Below are 12,299 nucleotides of genomic sequence, written 5' to 3'. Positions count from 1 at the left end.
GTTCACGGAAAAGCACCGGGAACCCCGGTCGATTTCCGCGCGGAGGGGGGCTCGCGGGCAATTCCGCGAGCCGGTTCCGAACGGCGGACGGGCCGTCAGTCCCCCGCCGCCCCCTCCCCGGCCACCCGCACCTCGAACGCACCGCCCGCCACCCGGGCCCGCAGCGCCTCCCCGGCCCCGGCCTGCCCGGGATCGGTCAGCACCGTGCCGTCCGCCTTCTGCAGCACCGCGTACCCGCGCTCCAGGGTGGCCAGCGGGGAGAGCGCCACCACCCGGGCCAGCGCGTGCCCCAGGTCGGTCTGGGCGTGGTCCAACCGGTGGCCGAGCACCCGCCGGGCCCGCTCCACCAGCGCGTCCACCTCCGCACCGCGGGCCGCCACCGCCTCGGTCGGCGCCGCCAGCACCGGCCGGCTGCGCACCGAGGCCAGCCCCGCCGACTCCCGCTCCACCCGGTTCAGCACGTGCCGCCGCGCCCGGTCCCGCAACTGCCGCACCCGGGCCAGCTCCTCGCCCACGTCCGGCACCACCCGCTTCGCCGCGTCGGTCGGCGTGGACGCCCGGAAGTCCGCGACGAAGTCCAGCAGCGGCCGGTCCGGCTCGTGCCCGATCGCACTCACCACCGGCGTCCGGGCCGCCGCCACCGTCCGCACCAACTCCTCGTCGGAGAACGGCAGCAGGTCCTCCACGCTGCCGCCGCCGCGGGCCACCACGATCACCTCGACCTCCGGCAGCGCGTCCAACTCCCGCACCGCCGCACACACCTGCCCCACCGCCTGCGGCCCCTGCACCAGCACGTTGCGCACCTCGAAACGCACCGCCGGCCAGCGCCGCCGGGCGTTCTCCAGCACGTCCCGCTCGGCCGCCGAACCACGGCCGGTCACCAGCCCCACGCACCCCGGCAGGAACGGCAGCGGCTTCTTCCGGTCGTCCTCGAACAGCCCCTCGGCGAACAGCCGCCGCTTCAACTGCTCCAGCCGCGCCAGCAGTTCACCCAGCCCGACCAGCCGCAACTCCGACGCCCGCAGCGACAGCGTCCCGCGCGCCGTGTACCACTCCGGCTTCGCCCGGACGATCACCCGGGCCCCCTCCTGCACCGCGTCCGCGACCTGCTCGAACACCTGCCGGAAGCAGGTCACCGTCAACGAGACGTCCCGCTCCGGGTCCCGCAGCGTCAGGAACACCATCCCCGCCCCCGGCCGCCGGTTCAGCTGCGCGATCTGCCCCTCCACCCACACCTCACCCAGCCGATCGACCCACCCCCCGATCAACGCCGAGACCTTCCCCACCGGCAGGGGCGCTTCCGCACTGCTCGCATTGGCCATCCCCCGAGGCTAACCGCTGCCGCAGACGCGAAACCGAGGACGCGGGGAACACCCGGCGAAAGCCAACTGCCCGGGCCGGACTGCTGCACGCCAGACACCGCGAAGCCAGGGGCGCGAGGAACTGCGCGGCCAACCGAGCACCCACAGCCGGATCGCCCCGCAGGACAGCCACTTGCACTACCCCGCGACCGCACCGACGTACGACTCCGCTGCGCGCAGCCCCCGCGCCCCCGGTGTCACCTCCCGCGCTGAGCGACCAGCACCGCCAACCCCACCGCCAGCCACACCGCCCCCACCACCTGCGCCGTGTGCGAGGCCTCCACCAGCACCGCCACCAGCACCGCGATCCCGAGCAGCGGCACCACCCCGTGCCGCAGCCAGTCCCGCGAGCCGCCGCGCACCACGTACCAGCCGACCACCGAGGCGTGCAGCAGCACGAACGCGGTGAGCGCGCCGACGTTGACCACCGAGGTCAGCTGGTCCAGCCCGTCGTCCCGGCGGGCCGCCCAGACCGCCGCCACCAGCGTGATCACGGCCGCGGTCAGCAGCGCCCGCCGGGGCACCGCCGTCCGCCCGTCGACCACGCCCAGGACGCGCGGCAGCCGCCCCTCCCGGCCCATGGCGAAGACCAGCCGTCCGGCCGCCGCCTGCCCGGCCAGTGCCGCGAACGCCGCCCCGATCGCCTTGGACGCGGCGATCAGCACGTGCAGCCAGTGCCCGACCGCGGACTCCACGGTGTCGTAGAACGCCGAGCCCTGGGCGGCCGGGTCGGCCGCCAGCTGCTGCGGCGTCGTCGGTTCCAGCACCGCCGCCAGGTAGGTCTGCAGCACGAAGAGCAGCCCGGCCAGCGCCAGGCACCACAGCACCGCCCGGGCCACCGCGGCCGACGCGCCGACCGCCTCCTCGACGAACGAGGCGATCGCGTCGAAGCCGAGGTACGAGAGGACCGCCACCGACACCGCCGACAGCACCGCCGTCAACGAGAACGCGCCGACTCCCCCGAACGGGGAACCCCAGTCCCGGGCCGCCCCGTCCCGGGCCAGCACCACCACCGCCGCCACCACGAAGACCGCCAGCACCACGATCTCCATCGCCAGCACCGCGAACCCGACCACCGCCGCCGTCCGCACCCCGACCAGGTTCAGCGCCGTGGTGACCAGCACCGCCAGCACCGTCCACACCCAGCGCGAGACGTCCGGCACCAGCGAGTTCAGCGCGATCCCGGAGAACAGGTAGGCCACCGCGGGGATCAGCAGGTAGTCCAGCATCGCCATCCACCCGGCGACGAACCCCGCCCCCTCGCCCAACCCGGCCCGGGCGTACGCGAACACCGACCCGGTCCGCGGCACCGCCCGGACCATCTCGGCGTACGACAGCGCGGTGAACCCCATCGCCACCGTCGCCACCAGGTACACCGCCGCCACCGCGCCGTGGCTCTTCGCGTCCAGCACGCCGAACACGCCGACCGGCGCCATCGGGGCGATGAACAGCAGCCCGTACACCATCAGATCCCGCACCCCGAGGGTGCGCCGCAGCTCAGCCGTCCGTACCTGTGTGCTCACCCTGGCCATTCCACCCGATCCGCCCCGGCCGCGCCCGCCCCGGCCCCGGCGACGCGCGCGAGGGCCCGCGGGACTCGCCCGTACGATGGAGCCATGTCGACCACCGCTCAGCGCCGTGTCCTGCTCGCCGCCCCCCGTGGCTACTGCGCGGGCGTGGACCGCGCCGTGATCGCCGTGGAGAAGGCCCTGGAGCAGTACGGGGCACCGATCTACGTCCGCAAGCAGATCGTCCACAACAAGTACGTCGTGCAGACCCTGGAGAAGCAGGGCGCGATCTTCGTCGACGAGACGGAGGAGGTGCCCGAGGGCTCGATCGTGGTCTTCTCGGCGCACGGCGTGGCCCCGTCCGTGCACGACGAGGCCGAGACCGGCAAGCTCGCCACCATCGACGCGACCTGCCCGCTGGTCACCAAGGTGCACAAGGAGGCCCGCCGGTTCGCCGACGAGGACTACGACATCCTGCTGATCGGCCACGAGGGCCACGAGGAGGTCGTCGGCACCATGGGCGAGGCCCCGGACCGGATCCACCTGGTGGACGGCGCCGAGGACGTCGCCAACGTGAAGATCCGCGACGAGTCGAAGCTGGTCTGGCTCTCCCAGACCACCCTCTCGGTGGACGAGACCATGGAGACCGTCGGCGCCCTCAAGCAGCGCTTCCCGCTGCTGGTCTCGCCGCCCAGCGACGACATCTGCTACGCCACCCAGAACCGCCAGGTCGCCGTCAAGCAACTCGCCCCCGAGGCGGACCTGCTGATCGTGGTCGGCTCCAAGAACTCCTCCAACTCGGTCCGGCTGGTCGAGGTCGGCCTCGAGTACGGCGCCAAGGCCGCCCACCTGGTCGACTTCGCCGAGGAGATCGACCCGGCCTGGTTCGAGGGCGTCACCACGGTCGGCCTGACCAGCGGCGCCTCGGTGCCGGAGATCCTGGTCGACGGCGTGCTCGAACTCCTGGCCGGCCACGGCTTCGAGGACGTGCGGATCGTCAAGACCGCCGAGGAGCACCTCACCTTCTCGCTCCCCAAGGAGCTCCGCCGCGACCTGCGCGCCGAGGCCGCCGGCAAGCTCTGACCCGCCCCGCCCCGAGCCCCTCCAGGTGCCCGGTCCCGCCCGCCGGGACCGGGCACCGTCCGTCCGAACGGCTGCGCCCGCCCCCGTCCGCCCGTACGTTGGTCCGAGGGCCGGCGGGCAGCGGACGCCCCCGGCGGTACGGGAGGCAACGGCAGTGACGACGGTCTTCGGCGTGGACATCGGCGGCTCCGGCATCAAGGGCGCACCGGTCGACCTGGACAAGGGCGCGCTCACCCAGGAGCGCCACAAGGTGCTCACCCCCCACCCGTCCGGTCCGGACGCGGTGGTCGACGCGGTCTGCGAGGTGGTCCGGCACTTCGACCACCACGGGCCGGTCGGCCTCACCTTCCCCGGCGTGGTCGTCGACGGGCACACCAGGACCGCGGCCAACGTCGACAAGGGCTGGATCGGCCTGGACGCCGCCGCCCGGTTCAGCGACGCGCTCGGCCTGCCCGCCACCGTGGTCAACGACGCCGACGCGGCCGGCATCGCCGAGGTCACCTACGGCGCCGGCCGCGGCCGGGCCGGCGTGGTCCTGCTGCTGACCTTCGGCACCGGCATCGGCAGCGCCCTGTTCTCCGACGGCGTGCTCGTCCCCAACACCGAGCTCGGCCACCTCGAACTGCGCGGCAAGGACGCCGAACGGCGCGCCTCCTCCGCCGCCAAGGAGCGCCACGACCTCAGCTGGCCGCAGTGGGCCGAGCGGGTCGACGAGTACCTCGACCTGGTCGAGATGCTGTTCTCCCCGCAGCTGGTGATCGTCGGCGGCGGGGTCAGCCGCAAGCACGAGAAGTTCCTGCCGCTGTTCAAGGACCGGCGCGCCGAGGTCGTTCCCGCCGAACTGCGCAACGACGCGGGCATCGTCGGCGCGGCGATGGCCGCCAGCCTGAAGCCCACGGTGCCCGCCCCCGAGCCCCCGGTCGGCGGGTGACGCGGCCGGACTACCGGGTGCGGTGCCGGCGCCGCTGGGCCACGTAACGCGCGGTGACGATCGCGGCGGCCAGGGCGGTGCCGGCGAACAGCCAGCCCGCCCGCAGCGCCAGCCCGCCGGCCAGCGCCACCACCTCGCCGGTGACGCCCTGGGCCGGGCCCGGCTGCAGCAGCACCAGCGCCGCCGCGAAGGCGATCGGCCCGCAGATCGGCGCCGCGGGCAGGTCCGAGTACCGCACCCGCACGGCCAACTGGAAGCACACCACCAGGTAGCCGAGCCCGAACAGCACCCCGAGCCCGCCGAACAGCAGCCGGTCCACCCCGGCCAGCGCCAGCGTCCCGGCCACCGCCGCGACCCCGGTGCCCACCGCCGTCAGCCGGGCCGGCCGCCCGCTCCCGCCGCGCCGCTGCCGGGCCGCCAGCACCCGCTGCGCCGCGCGCTTCAGCACCAGCGGGCCGGTCCGGGCGCCGGACGCCGACCGCAACCGCGACTCGGGGGGCCCGCTCTGGCCCGGGACGGCGGCCTCGGCGGTGCCGCGCCCGGGCGGTCGCCTTCTCGGCCCTGGCGGCTGGGTACGGATGCTCTGCTCCACCCGACCAACGTACGGTCTGATCATCGCCACCCTGTGTAATGGTCCCCGCCGAGTTGTCCGTGTCCGGCCGGTGCACGCCCCCACCGCGCTTCCGACCACCCTCCGCGCGCCCCGTAGACTGGGGGATCGGCCCGCACCGGGCCACCTCGACGCCCTCCAAGCCCCGGGACACCACTCTCCATGTCGCTCACGATCGGAATCGTCGGCCTGCCGAACGTCGGCAAGTCGACCCTGTTCAACGCCCTGACCAAGAACGACGTGCTGGCGGCCAACTACCCGTTCGCCACCATCGAGCCGAACGTCGGCGTCGTCGGTGTCCCCGACCCGCGGCTGGACAAGCTCGCCGAGATCTTCGGCTCGCAGCGCATCCTCCCGGCCACCGTCGACTTCGTCGACATCGCCGGCATCGTCCGCGGCGCCAGCGAGGGCGAGGGCCTGGGCAACAAGTTCCTCGCCAACATCCGCGAGGCCAACGCGATCTGCCAGGTCGTCCGGGCCTTCACCGACCCCGACGTGGTCCACGTCGACGGCAAGGTCTCGCCCAAGGACGACATCGAGACCATCCACACCGAGCTGATCCTGGCCGACCTGCAGACCATCGAGAAGGCGCTGCCCCGGCTCCAGAAGGAGGCCCGCCTCAAGAAGGAGACGGCCCCCGTCCTGGCCGCCGCCGAGGCCGCCCAGGCCGTCCTGGAGACCGGCAAGACCCTCTTCGAGGCCGGCTTCGACACCACCGCCGTCCGCGACCTGCACCTGATGACCTCGAAGCCGTTCCTCTACGTCTTCAACGTCGACGAGGACGCCCTCTCCGACGAGGACTTCAAGAACACCCAGCGCGCCCTGGTCGCCCCCGCCGAGGCCATCTTCCTCAACGCCAAGATCGAGTCCGAGCTGATCGAACTCGACGACGACGAGGCCCTCGAACTCCTCCAGTCCATGGGCCAGGACGAGCCCGGCCTCGCCACCCTCGCCCGCGTCGGCTTCGCCACCCTCGGCCTGCAGACCTACCTCACCGCCGGCCCCAAGGAAACCCGCGCCTGGACCATCAAGCAGGGCGCCACCGCCCCCGAAGCCGCCGGAGTCATCCACACCGACTTCCAGAAGGGCTTCATCAAGGCCGAGGTCACCTCCTTCGACGACCTCGTCGCCGCCGGCTCCCTCACCGAGGCCCGCGCCAAGGGCAAGGCCCGCATCGAGGGCAAGGACTACGTCATGCAGGACGGCGACGTCGTCGAGTTCCGCTTCAACGTGTGACCATTCCGCCACTGCAGGTTGGGTAATTCGCCGAGCGTGCAGCTCGGAAGGGGTCGGCTCCTCCGGGAGTCGACCCCTTCGTCGTCACCGTGCTGGATGGGTGCTGGATATCCTGATGCCGGATCAGCCGGCGTCAGGTGTCGTAAACGGTGGAGCGGTGCCCGACGTGTACGACCCACACCACGAGCTCTCCGTTGTCGATCGTGTAGACGACTCGGTAGTCGCCGACCCGCAGGCGCCGGCGCTCGGGCTGCGACGCGAGGGCGGTGCTGTTGAGGCCGAGAGGGTCGCTCTCCAACTCGGTCAGCTTGGCCAGGATGCGCAATGCCGTGTCGCGGGGGATCTTCCGGAGCTCGGCCTGCGCCTCGGGTCGGAAGACGGTGCGGTACTCACTCACTGCGCGCCAGCGTCTCCCTCATGATGTCCTCGATCGGGATGCCGGGTGCGGGGTTGGCCATGCGCTCGTCGATGATCCGGTTGATCTCGCGCTCCTCCCACTCCTGGTACTTGCGCAGAACCTCGATGGAGACGACCGCGGCCACTTTCTTGCCTCGGCGCGTAATCACAGTGGGCACGTCGTCCCGATCGGCTCGCTCAACTACCTCGGCCAGATGCGCGCGCACATCGCGGATGGACTCTACGGGCAGTGGCTGCGTCATGCGCTCAAGCGTACCGAGTGTGCCATGTGTACACCACGGCCGAGATGAAGTCGGTCGCGGGGTGCTGGATGTGCCGGATGAACCCGCACTGTGCTGGATGGGTGCTGGACAGCTGCGTCCGGGACCGCGTTTTCGCGGGTCAAACGGGGGCTCGCCTCTCTTGAGGCGAGCCCCCGTTCTCCTTTCCGTTGATCAAGAAGGTCAATGACGACCACGAGGCCATCGAAATCGTCTCCAAGCACGGGAATGCCGTACTCGTATCGGCCGAGGACTATGCCGCCCTGCGTGAAGGCTCCTACCTGTTGCGCTCGCCTGCGAACGCCCGCCGCTTGCTCAAGGCGTACGAGAACGCCCTCGGCGGCACAGGGCTCTCCGAGCGGGAGCTCATCGACCCTGGTGCGGCGGGTGTCGAGAAGGGCGCCGCGTGAGGCTCGTCTTCGAAGAGACCGGCTGGGAGGACTACGCATCCTGGCTCAAGGGCGACCGCAAGGTGCTCGCCCGGATCAACAGACTCATCGAGGACGTCCTTCGCGACCCGTTCACCGGGATCGGTAAGCCCGAGCCGTTGAAGTACCACTTGCCCGGGGCCTGGTCGCGGAGGATCGATGACGAGCGCCGCCTCGTCTACCTGGTCGCCGACCGGAAGATCATCATCCTGGCGGCCCGTTACCACTACTGATTGCCAGGCGGCGGTTGCGTCGCCGTGCTGATTCCGTGCTGACTTGGGCCGCCAGAATCAACGTTTCCGCAGGTCGCAGCGGTGTGATGGCAATTCCGCCTCAACGTCCGATCCGCCCGCGCCACCCCGGAGGGGCCGCCCGCCGAGGGGTGGCCCCTCCGGGGCGTCAGGGGCGGGAAAACCCTTGGCACCGGGTCCGGGAGTCCGGTGATCATGACCGGCATGGAGACCCGCTTCCTCGCCATCGGCGAGCTCACCGACACCCCGCCCGTCGCCGTCGTCATCGACGTGATGCGCGCCTTCACCACCGCCGCCTGGGCGTTCGCGCAGGGGGCGGAGCGGATCGTGCTGGCCGGATCGCTGGACGAGGCGCTGGAGTTGAAGGCCCAGCACCCGGACTGGGTGGCGCTCAAGGACGGGGCGCCCGCGTCCGGGTTCGACGCCGTCAACTCGCCCGGCCGGATCCGCGGCACCGACCTCGCGGGGCGCACCGTCGTGCAGAAGACCACCGCCGGAACGGTCGGCGCACTGGCCGTCCGGGGTGCGGACCTGGTGCTGTGCGCGAGCTTCGTGGTCGCCGGGGCCACCGCCCGCGCCCTGCACGGCCGTCCCGACGTCACCTTCGTCGTCACCGGCGAGGACGGCCGCGCCGAGGAGGACCTCGCCTGCGCCCGGTACATCGGCCGCCGCGCCGCCGGCCCCGCCCCCGACCCCGCCCCCTACCTGCGCCGCGCCGCCGACTCCACCGCCGCCGCCGAACTGGCCGGGGGCATCCGGGAGGGCGTCCACGAGGACGACGTCCGCCTGTGCCTGGAACTCGACCGCTTCCCCTTCGCGATGGCCGCCGCCCCGGAGGGCGGACTCATGGTGCTGCGCCCGTACGGGGAAGGGGCCGGCCCGAGCCGGTCGTGACGTCGAACGGCGCGGCGCGGCGCCACGCCTGGTAGACACTGTCTACGCGGTGCTGGTAGACACTGTCCATGGACAGCGATGAGCAGACCCCCCTGCGGGAGCGCCTGGTGGACGCCGGGGTCGAGTTGGTGCTGGCGGAGGGGTCGGGGGCGGTCGGGCTGCGGGAGATCGCGCGGCGGGCCGGGGTGTCGCACGGGGCTCCGCGGCGGTACTTCCCGACGCACCGGGCGCTGCTGTCGGCGGTGGCGCGGCGCGGGTTCGAGGAGTTGGCGGGGCGGTTCGCGGCGGTGCCGGCGGGGGACGCGCGGGTGCGGGTGGCGGGGATGGCGCGGATGTACCTGGGGTACGCCGCCGAGCGGCGCGGGATGTTCGAGCTGATGTTCCGGCACGACCTGCTGAGCAGCGACGGATCGGAGCCGGACGGGCCGCGGCTGCGGGAGTCGACGGTGCCGCTGTTCGGCGAGCTGGCGCGGCTGGTGGGGGAGTGCACGGGGGACGCGGAGCGGGCGCCGGTGGTGACGGCCGCGCTGTGGGCGAACCTGCACGGGCTGGCGCAGCTGCAGGGCTGGGGGAGCACGGGGCTGATGCTGGGGGAGGGGTGCGAGGAGGAGTTGCTGGCGGCGGTCCTGACGGCGCACCTCGGGGCCCGGCCGTGAGCCGCCTCGCGCTGCCGGTCAGCGCGGGCGCGGCCATGCTGGTGGCCCTGGACGGTACGGTGCTGCTGATGGCGCAGCCCGGCATGCGGCGCGAACTCGGCTGCACGACCGCCGAGTTGCAGTGGACGAGCACCGGCTACCTGGTCGCCGTCGCGGCCCTGCTGGTGCTCGCGGGCCGGCTTGGCGACCGGTACGGCCACCGCCGGATGCTGCTGGCGGGCGTGCTCGGCTTCGGTGCGGCCTCGGCCGGGATCGGGCTGGCCCCGACCGTCGGCTGGGTGGTCGGACTGCGGGTCGCGCAGGGCGTGTTCGGCGCGCTGCTGCAGCCCGGGACGCTCGCGCTGCTGCGGCTGTGCTGCCCGCCGGAGCGGCTCGGCCGGGCGATCGCCGTCCGGACGGGGGCGATCGCGGTGGCGGCGGGCGCGGGCCCGTTGCTCGGCGGGGTGCTGGTGGACGGGTTCGGCTGGCGCGCGGTGTTCTGGATCAACGTCCCGGTGGCCGCGGTGCTCGCCGCGATGACCCTCGGCCTGCGCCCCGACCGGGCGGGCACGGACAAGCAGCGGCTCGACCCGGCAGGCGCCGCCCTGCTCGCGGCGGCCCTGGCCGTCCTGGTGCACGCGCTCTCCCTGGTCCCGGAGCGCGGCTGGGTCCGTACGTCCGCCGAACTGGCGGGCGCCGCGGGCCTGTTCACCGTGCTGGTGGTGCACGAGCGGCGGGCCGCGAGCCCGGTGGTGCCGCGTCCGGTGGCGGCGTCACGGCCGGTCGCGGCCTCGCTGGTGCTGCTGCTGACCGCCTCGGCGGGGCTGTTCGGGACGCTGTTCAGCACCACCTTCCGGCTCCAGGACACGCTGCGGGTCGGTCCGTCGGACACCGCGCTGCGGATGCTGCCGCTGACCGCGCTGATGGTGCTGGGCGCCCCGGCGGCCGAGCGGGCGCTGCGCGCGCAGGGGCCCCGGCGGACGGCGCTGGCGGGGGTGGCGCTGCTGGTGGCGGGCATCGCGGGGCTGGCCGGGCCGGGCGGCGGGGGCGCGTCGGTGCCGGCCACGGCGGTGGCGTCGGCGCTGCTGGGCGCGGGGTTCGCGGCGGTGATGGTGACGGCGACCGGCACCGTGGTCGGCGACGCCCCGGCGGGGTACGCGGGCGCGGTCGGCGGGTTGAAGCAGACCGCGATGAACACCGGCCCGACCCTGGGCATCGCGGCGGCGGCCGCGTCCGGCGCCGAGACGCACGGCTCGCTGCCGGTCCTGGCCGCCCTCGCCGCCGTCGGCCTGCTGCCCGCTGCCGCGCTGCCCGCTGCTGCACTGCCCACTCCTGCCCTGCCCGCCGCTCGACACGCCCCGAACGACGGAGCCGCTGTCGGCGGTGCGTGACAGGCTGGGCCGGTGACAGGACGACAGGCGGCGCGGGCCGTGGGCACGCTCGGCTCGGTGGTGCTGGACTGCGCCGACCCCGAGCAACTGGCGGCCTTCTACCAGCAGGTGACGGGCTGGCCGGTGACGTACCGCAGCGAGAGCTACGTGTTCATCGGTGAGGGCCCGGTGCGGATCGGCTTCCAGCGGGTCGGCGGGTACCGGTCGCCGCACTGGCCGGAGGCCGGTTCGCGGGCCCGTCTCGACTTCACCGTCCTGGAGTTGGGCCCGGCGGTGGCGGCGCTGCTGGCGACGGGGGCGTCCCGGCCCGAACCGCAGGTCGACGGCGAGCGCGGGGTGACGCTGCTGGACCCGGCCGGGCACCCGTTCCGCCTCGCCGTCCCGGATTGACCGCCCGCCCGGGCTGACCGCCCGCCCGGGCTGACCGCCCGCCCGGGCTGACCGCCCGGATTGACCGCCCGCCCGGATTGACCCCCCGGACTGACCGTCCGCACGACACCGCACGGTGGCCGGATCGAACGCCACCCGTTCAACCACCCGCCCGGAAGGAACCGCATGGACTTCGTCGAGTCGACCGTCGAGGCCGACGGCGAGCGCCTGGCCTGCACCGTGATCGAGCCGGAGCCGCTGGCCGGCCCGGTCACCGCGCTGCTGATGCACGGCGCGGGCAGCGGCGACCGGCACCGCTGCCTGCCGCTGGCAAGGGAGTTGGCGGCCGCCGGGTGCCGCGCCGTGGTGTTCGACTTCGCCGGGCACGGCGCGAGCACCGGCGTCCTCGGCGAGCTCTCGCTGGCCCGCCGGGCCCGCCAGGCCCGCGCGGTGCTGGACCGGCACGCCCCGACCGGGCCGCTGCTGCTGGTCGGCTTCTCGATGAGCGGCCAGACCGTCGCCGACCTGCTGCGGATGCCCGAACTCGCCGTCCGGACCACGGCGATCGCCCTCGGCGCGCCCGCCGCCTACGCCCGCGAGATCCATGAACTCCCGTTCGCTGCGCCGGAGTTCACCAATACCCTGCGCACCGAGGGGAGTTGGCGCAGCAGCCGGGCCTTCGACACCCTCACGGCGTTCGGCGGCCGGGCGGTGCTGGTGCTGCCGGAGACCGACGGGGTGATCCCGGCCGAGGTGACCGAGGCGCTGGACGCCGCCCTGCGCGCCCGCCCGGCGTCGACGGCCCCGTACGCCAGGCTCACCCTGCCGGGCGCGGACCACCTGCTCGGCCGCTGGCTGGGCGAGCACCCGCAGGAGTGCGCCCGGGTGGCCGCGGCCCTGCTGGACCGCACCGGCTGAATCGCAC

General features: G+C 73.7%; 15 protein-coding genes. 10 read left to right on the top strand and 5 right to left on the bottom strand.

All coding sequences use genetic code 11. The features are described 5' to 3' along the window. Positions 1-95: 95 nt before the first annotated feature. Both xseA and EDD39_RS02275 read right to left on the bottom strand, forming a co-directional pair. Positions 96-1,322, bottom strand: a complete 1,227-nt coding sequence (gene xseA / locus EDD39_RS02280) for an exodeoxyribonuclease VII large subunit (protein WP_123553127.1) — start codon at positions 1,320-1,322, stop codon at positions 96-98. Positions 1,323-1,558: 236 nt separating this feature from the next. Beyond that, the gene (locus EDD39_RS02275) at positions 1,559-2,893 is read right to left on the bottom strand and encodes an APC family permease (protein WP_123553126.1); all 1,335 of its coding nucleotides are present in this window, start codon (positions 2,891-2,893) and stop codon (positions 1,559-1,561) included. Positions 2,894-2,977: 84 nt separating this feature from the next. Between EDD39_RS02275 and EDD39_RS02270 the strand changes: the two genes are divergently transcribed. Both EDD39_RS02270 and ppgK read left to right on the top strand, forming a co-directional pair. Next, on the top strand, positions 2,978-3,952 hold the full coding sequence (locus EDD39_RS02270; RefSeq protein WP_123553125.1) for a 4-hydroxy-3-methylbut-2-enyl diphosphate reductase: 975 nt from the start codon (positions 2,978-2,980) through the stop codon (positions 3,950-3,952). Positions 3,953-4,106: 154 nt separating this feature from the next. Then, a complete protein-coding gene (ppgK, locus tag EDD39_RS02265; protein ID WP_123553124.1) occupies positions 4,107-4,883 on the top strand; it encodes a polyphosphate--glucose phosphotransferase in 777 nt (258 codons plus the stop codon). Positions 4,884-4,893: 10 nt separating this feature from the next. On the opposite strand, the gene EDD39_RS02260 is transcribed toward ppgK, so the two are convergent. Continuing rightward, positions 4,894-5,475: a DUF6542 domain-containing protein gene (locus tag EDD39_RS02260; RefSeq protein ID WP_148089377.1), complete on the bottom strand. Its 582-nt coding sequence runs from the start codon at positions 5,473-5,475 to the stop codon at positions 4,894-4,896. A gap of 180 nt (positions 5,476-5,655) precedes the next feature. On the opposite strand from EDD39_RS02260, the gene ychF reads away from it, so the two are divergent. Continuing rightward, positions 5,656-6,729 carry a redox-regulated ATPase YchF gene (gene ychF, locus EDD39_RS02255; protein WP_123553122.1) on the top strand — a complete coding sequence of 358 codons (1,074 nt, stop codon included), beginning with the start codon at positions 5,656-5,658 and terminating at the stop codon, positions 6,727-6,729. A 133-nt stretch (positions 6,730-6,862) separates the two neighbouring features. Here the strand turns inward: ychF and EDD39_RS02250 are convergent, their stop codons facing one another. Together EDD39_RS02250 and EDD39_RS02245 are read right to left on the bottom strand one after the other, a co-directional pair. Further along, entirely contained in the window at positions 6,863-7,126 is a 264-nt protein-coding gene (locus EDD39_RS02250; RefSeq protein WP_123553121.1) for a type II toxin-antitoxin system RelE family toxin, read from the bottom strand. Further along, complete coding sequence (locus EDD39_RS02245) at positions 7,119-7,388, bottom strand: type II toxin-antitoxin system Phd/YefM family antitoxin (protein ID WP_123553120.1); 270 nt, start codon at positions 7,386-7,388, stop codon at positions 7,119-7,121. Before EDD39_RS02245 ends, EDD39_RS02250 begins: the two co-directional genes overlap by 8 nt. Before the next feature lie 188 nt (positions 7,389-7,576). Between EDD39_RS02245 and EDD39_RS02240 the strand changes: the two genes are divergently transcribed. The 7 genes from EDD39_RS02240 (at position 7,577) to EDD39_RS02210 (ending at position 12,292) form a co-directional block, all read left to right on the top strand. Continuing rightward, entirely contained in the window at positions 7,577-7,816 is a 240-nt protein-coding gene (locus EDD39_RS02240) for a type II toxin-antitoxin system Phd/YefM family antitoxin (protein ID WP_123553119.1), read from the top strand. Continuing rightward, a complete protein-coding gene (locus EDD39_RS02235; RefSeq protein WP_123553118.1) occupies positions 7,813-8,067 on the top strand; it encodes a Txe/YoeB family addiction module toxin in 255 nt (84 codons plus the stop codon). The genes EDD39_RS02240 and EDD39_RS02235 overlap by 4 nt, the downstream gene beginning before the upstream one ends. Positions 8,068-8,289: 222 nt before the next feature. Then, positions 8,290-8,979 (top strand): 2-phosphosulfolactate phosphatase, encoded by a 690-nt coding sequence (locus EDD39_RS02230; RefSeq protein WP_123560066.1) that lies wholly within the window; start codon positions 8,290-8,292, stop codon positions 8,977-8,979. Positions 8,980-9,047: 68 nt separating this feature from the next. After that, on the top strand, positions 9,048-9,635 hold the full coding sequence (locus EDD39_RS02225; protein WP_123553117.1) for a TetR/AcrR family transcriptional regulator: 588 nt from the start codon (positions 9,048-9,050) through the stop codon (positions 9,633-9,635). Next, positions 9,632-11,005: an MFS transporter gene (locus EDD39_RS02220; RefSeq protein ID WP_123553116.1), complete on the top strand. Its 1,374-nt coding sequence runs from the start codon at positions 9,632-9,634 to the stop codon at positions 11,003-11,005. The genes EDD39_RS02225 and EDD39_RS02220 overlap by 4 nt, the downstream gene beginning before the upstream one ends. Before the next feature lie 12 nt (positions 11,006-11,017). Next, positions 11,018-11,395 (top strand): VOC family protein, encoded by a 378-nt coding sequence (locus EDD39_RS02215; protein ID WP_148089376.1) that lies wholly within the window; start codon positions 11,018-11,020, stop codon positions 11,393-11,395. Positions 11,396-11,560: 165 nt separating this feature from the next. Then, positions 11,561-12,292: an alpha/beta hydrolase gene (locus tag EDD39_RS02210; protein ID WP_123553114.1), complete on the top strand. Its 732-nt coding sequence runs from the start codon at positions 11,561-11,563 to the stop codon at positions 12,290-12,292. Positions 12,293-12,299 lie beyond the last annotated feature (7 nt).

This window comes from Kitasatospora cineracea (genome assembly GCF_003751605.1).
Classification (GTDB): Bacteria; Actinomycetota; Actinomycetes; order Streptomycetales; family Streptomycetaceae; genus Kitasatospora; species Kitasatospora cineracea.
The sequence above is the reverse complement of the archived record's forward strand: the minus strand, read 5'-3'. Positions and strand labels throughout refer to the sequence as shown.

Coding starts and splice junctions, on each gene's coding strand:
- xseA (WP_123553127.1), bottom strand. CDS start 1,322: ATGGCCAATGCGAGCAGTGCGGAAGCGCCCCTGCCGGTGGGGAAGGTC.
- EDD39_RS02275 (WP_123553126.1), bottom strand. CDS start 2,893: ATGGCCAGGGTGAGCACACAGGTACGGACGGCTGAGCTGCGGCGCACC.
- EDD39_RS02270 (WP_123553125.1), top strand. CDS start 2,978: ATGTCGACCACCGCTCAGCGCCGTGTCCTGCTCGCCGCCCCCCGTGGC.
- ychF (WP_123553122.1), top strand. CDS start 5,656: ATGTCGCTCACGATCGGAATCGTCGGCCTGCCGAACGTCGGCAAGTCG.
- EDD39_RS02245 (WP_123553120.1), bottom strand. CDS start 7,388: ATGACGCAGCCACTGCCCGTAGAGTCCATCCGCGATGTGCGCGCGCAT.
- EDD39_RS02230 (WP_123560066.1), top strand. CDS start 8,290: ATGGAGACCCGCTTCCTCGCCATCGGCGAGCTCACCGACACCCCGCCC.
- EDD39_RS02225 (WP_123553117.1), top strand. CDS start 9,048: ATGGACAGCGATGAGCAGACCCCCCTGCGGGAGCGCCTGGTGGACGCC.
- EDD39_RS02210 (WP_123553114.1), top strand. CDS start 11,561: ATGGACTTCGTCGAGTCGACCGTCGAGGCCGACGGCGAGCGCCTGGCC.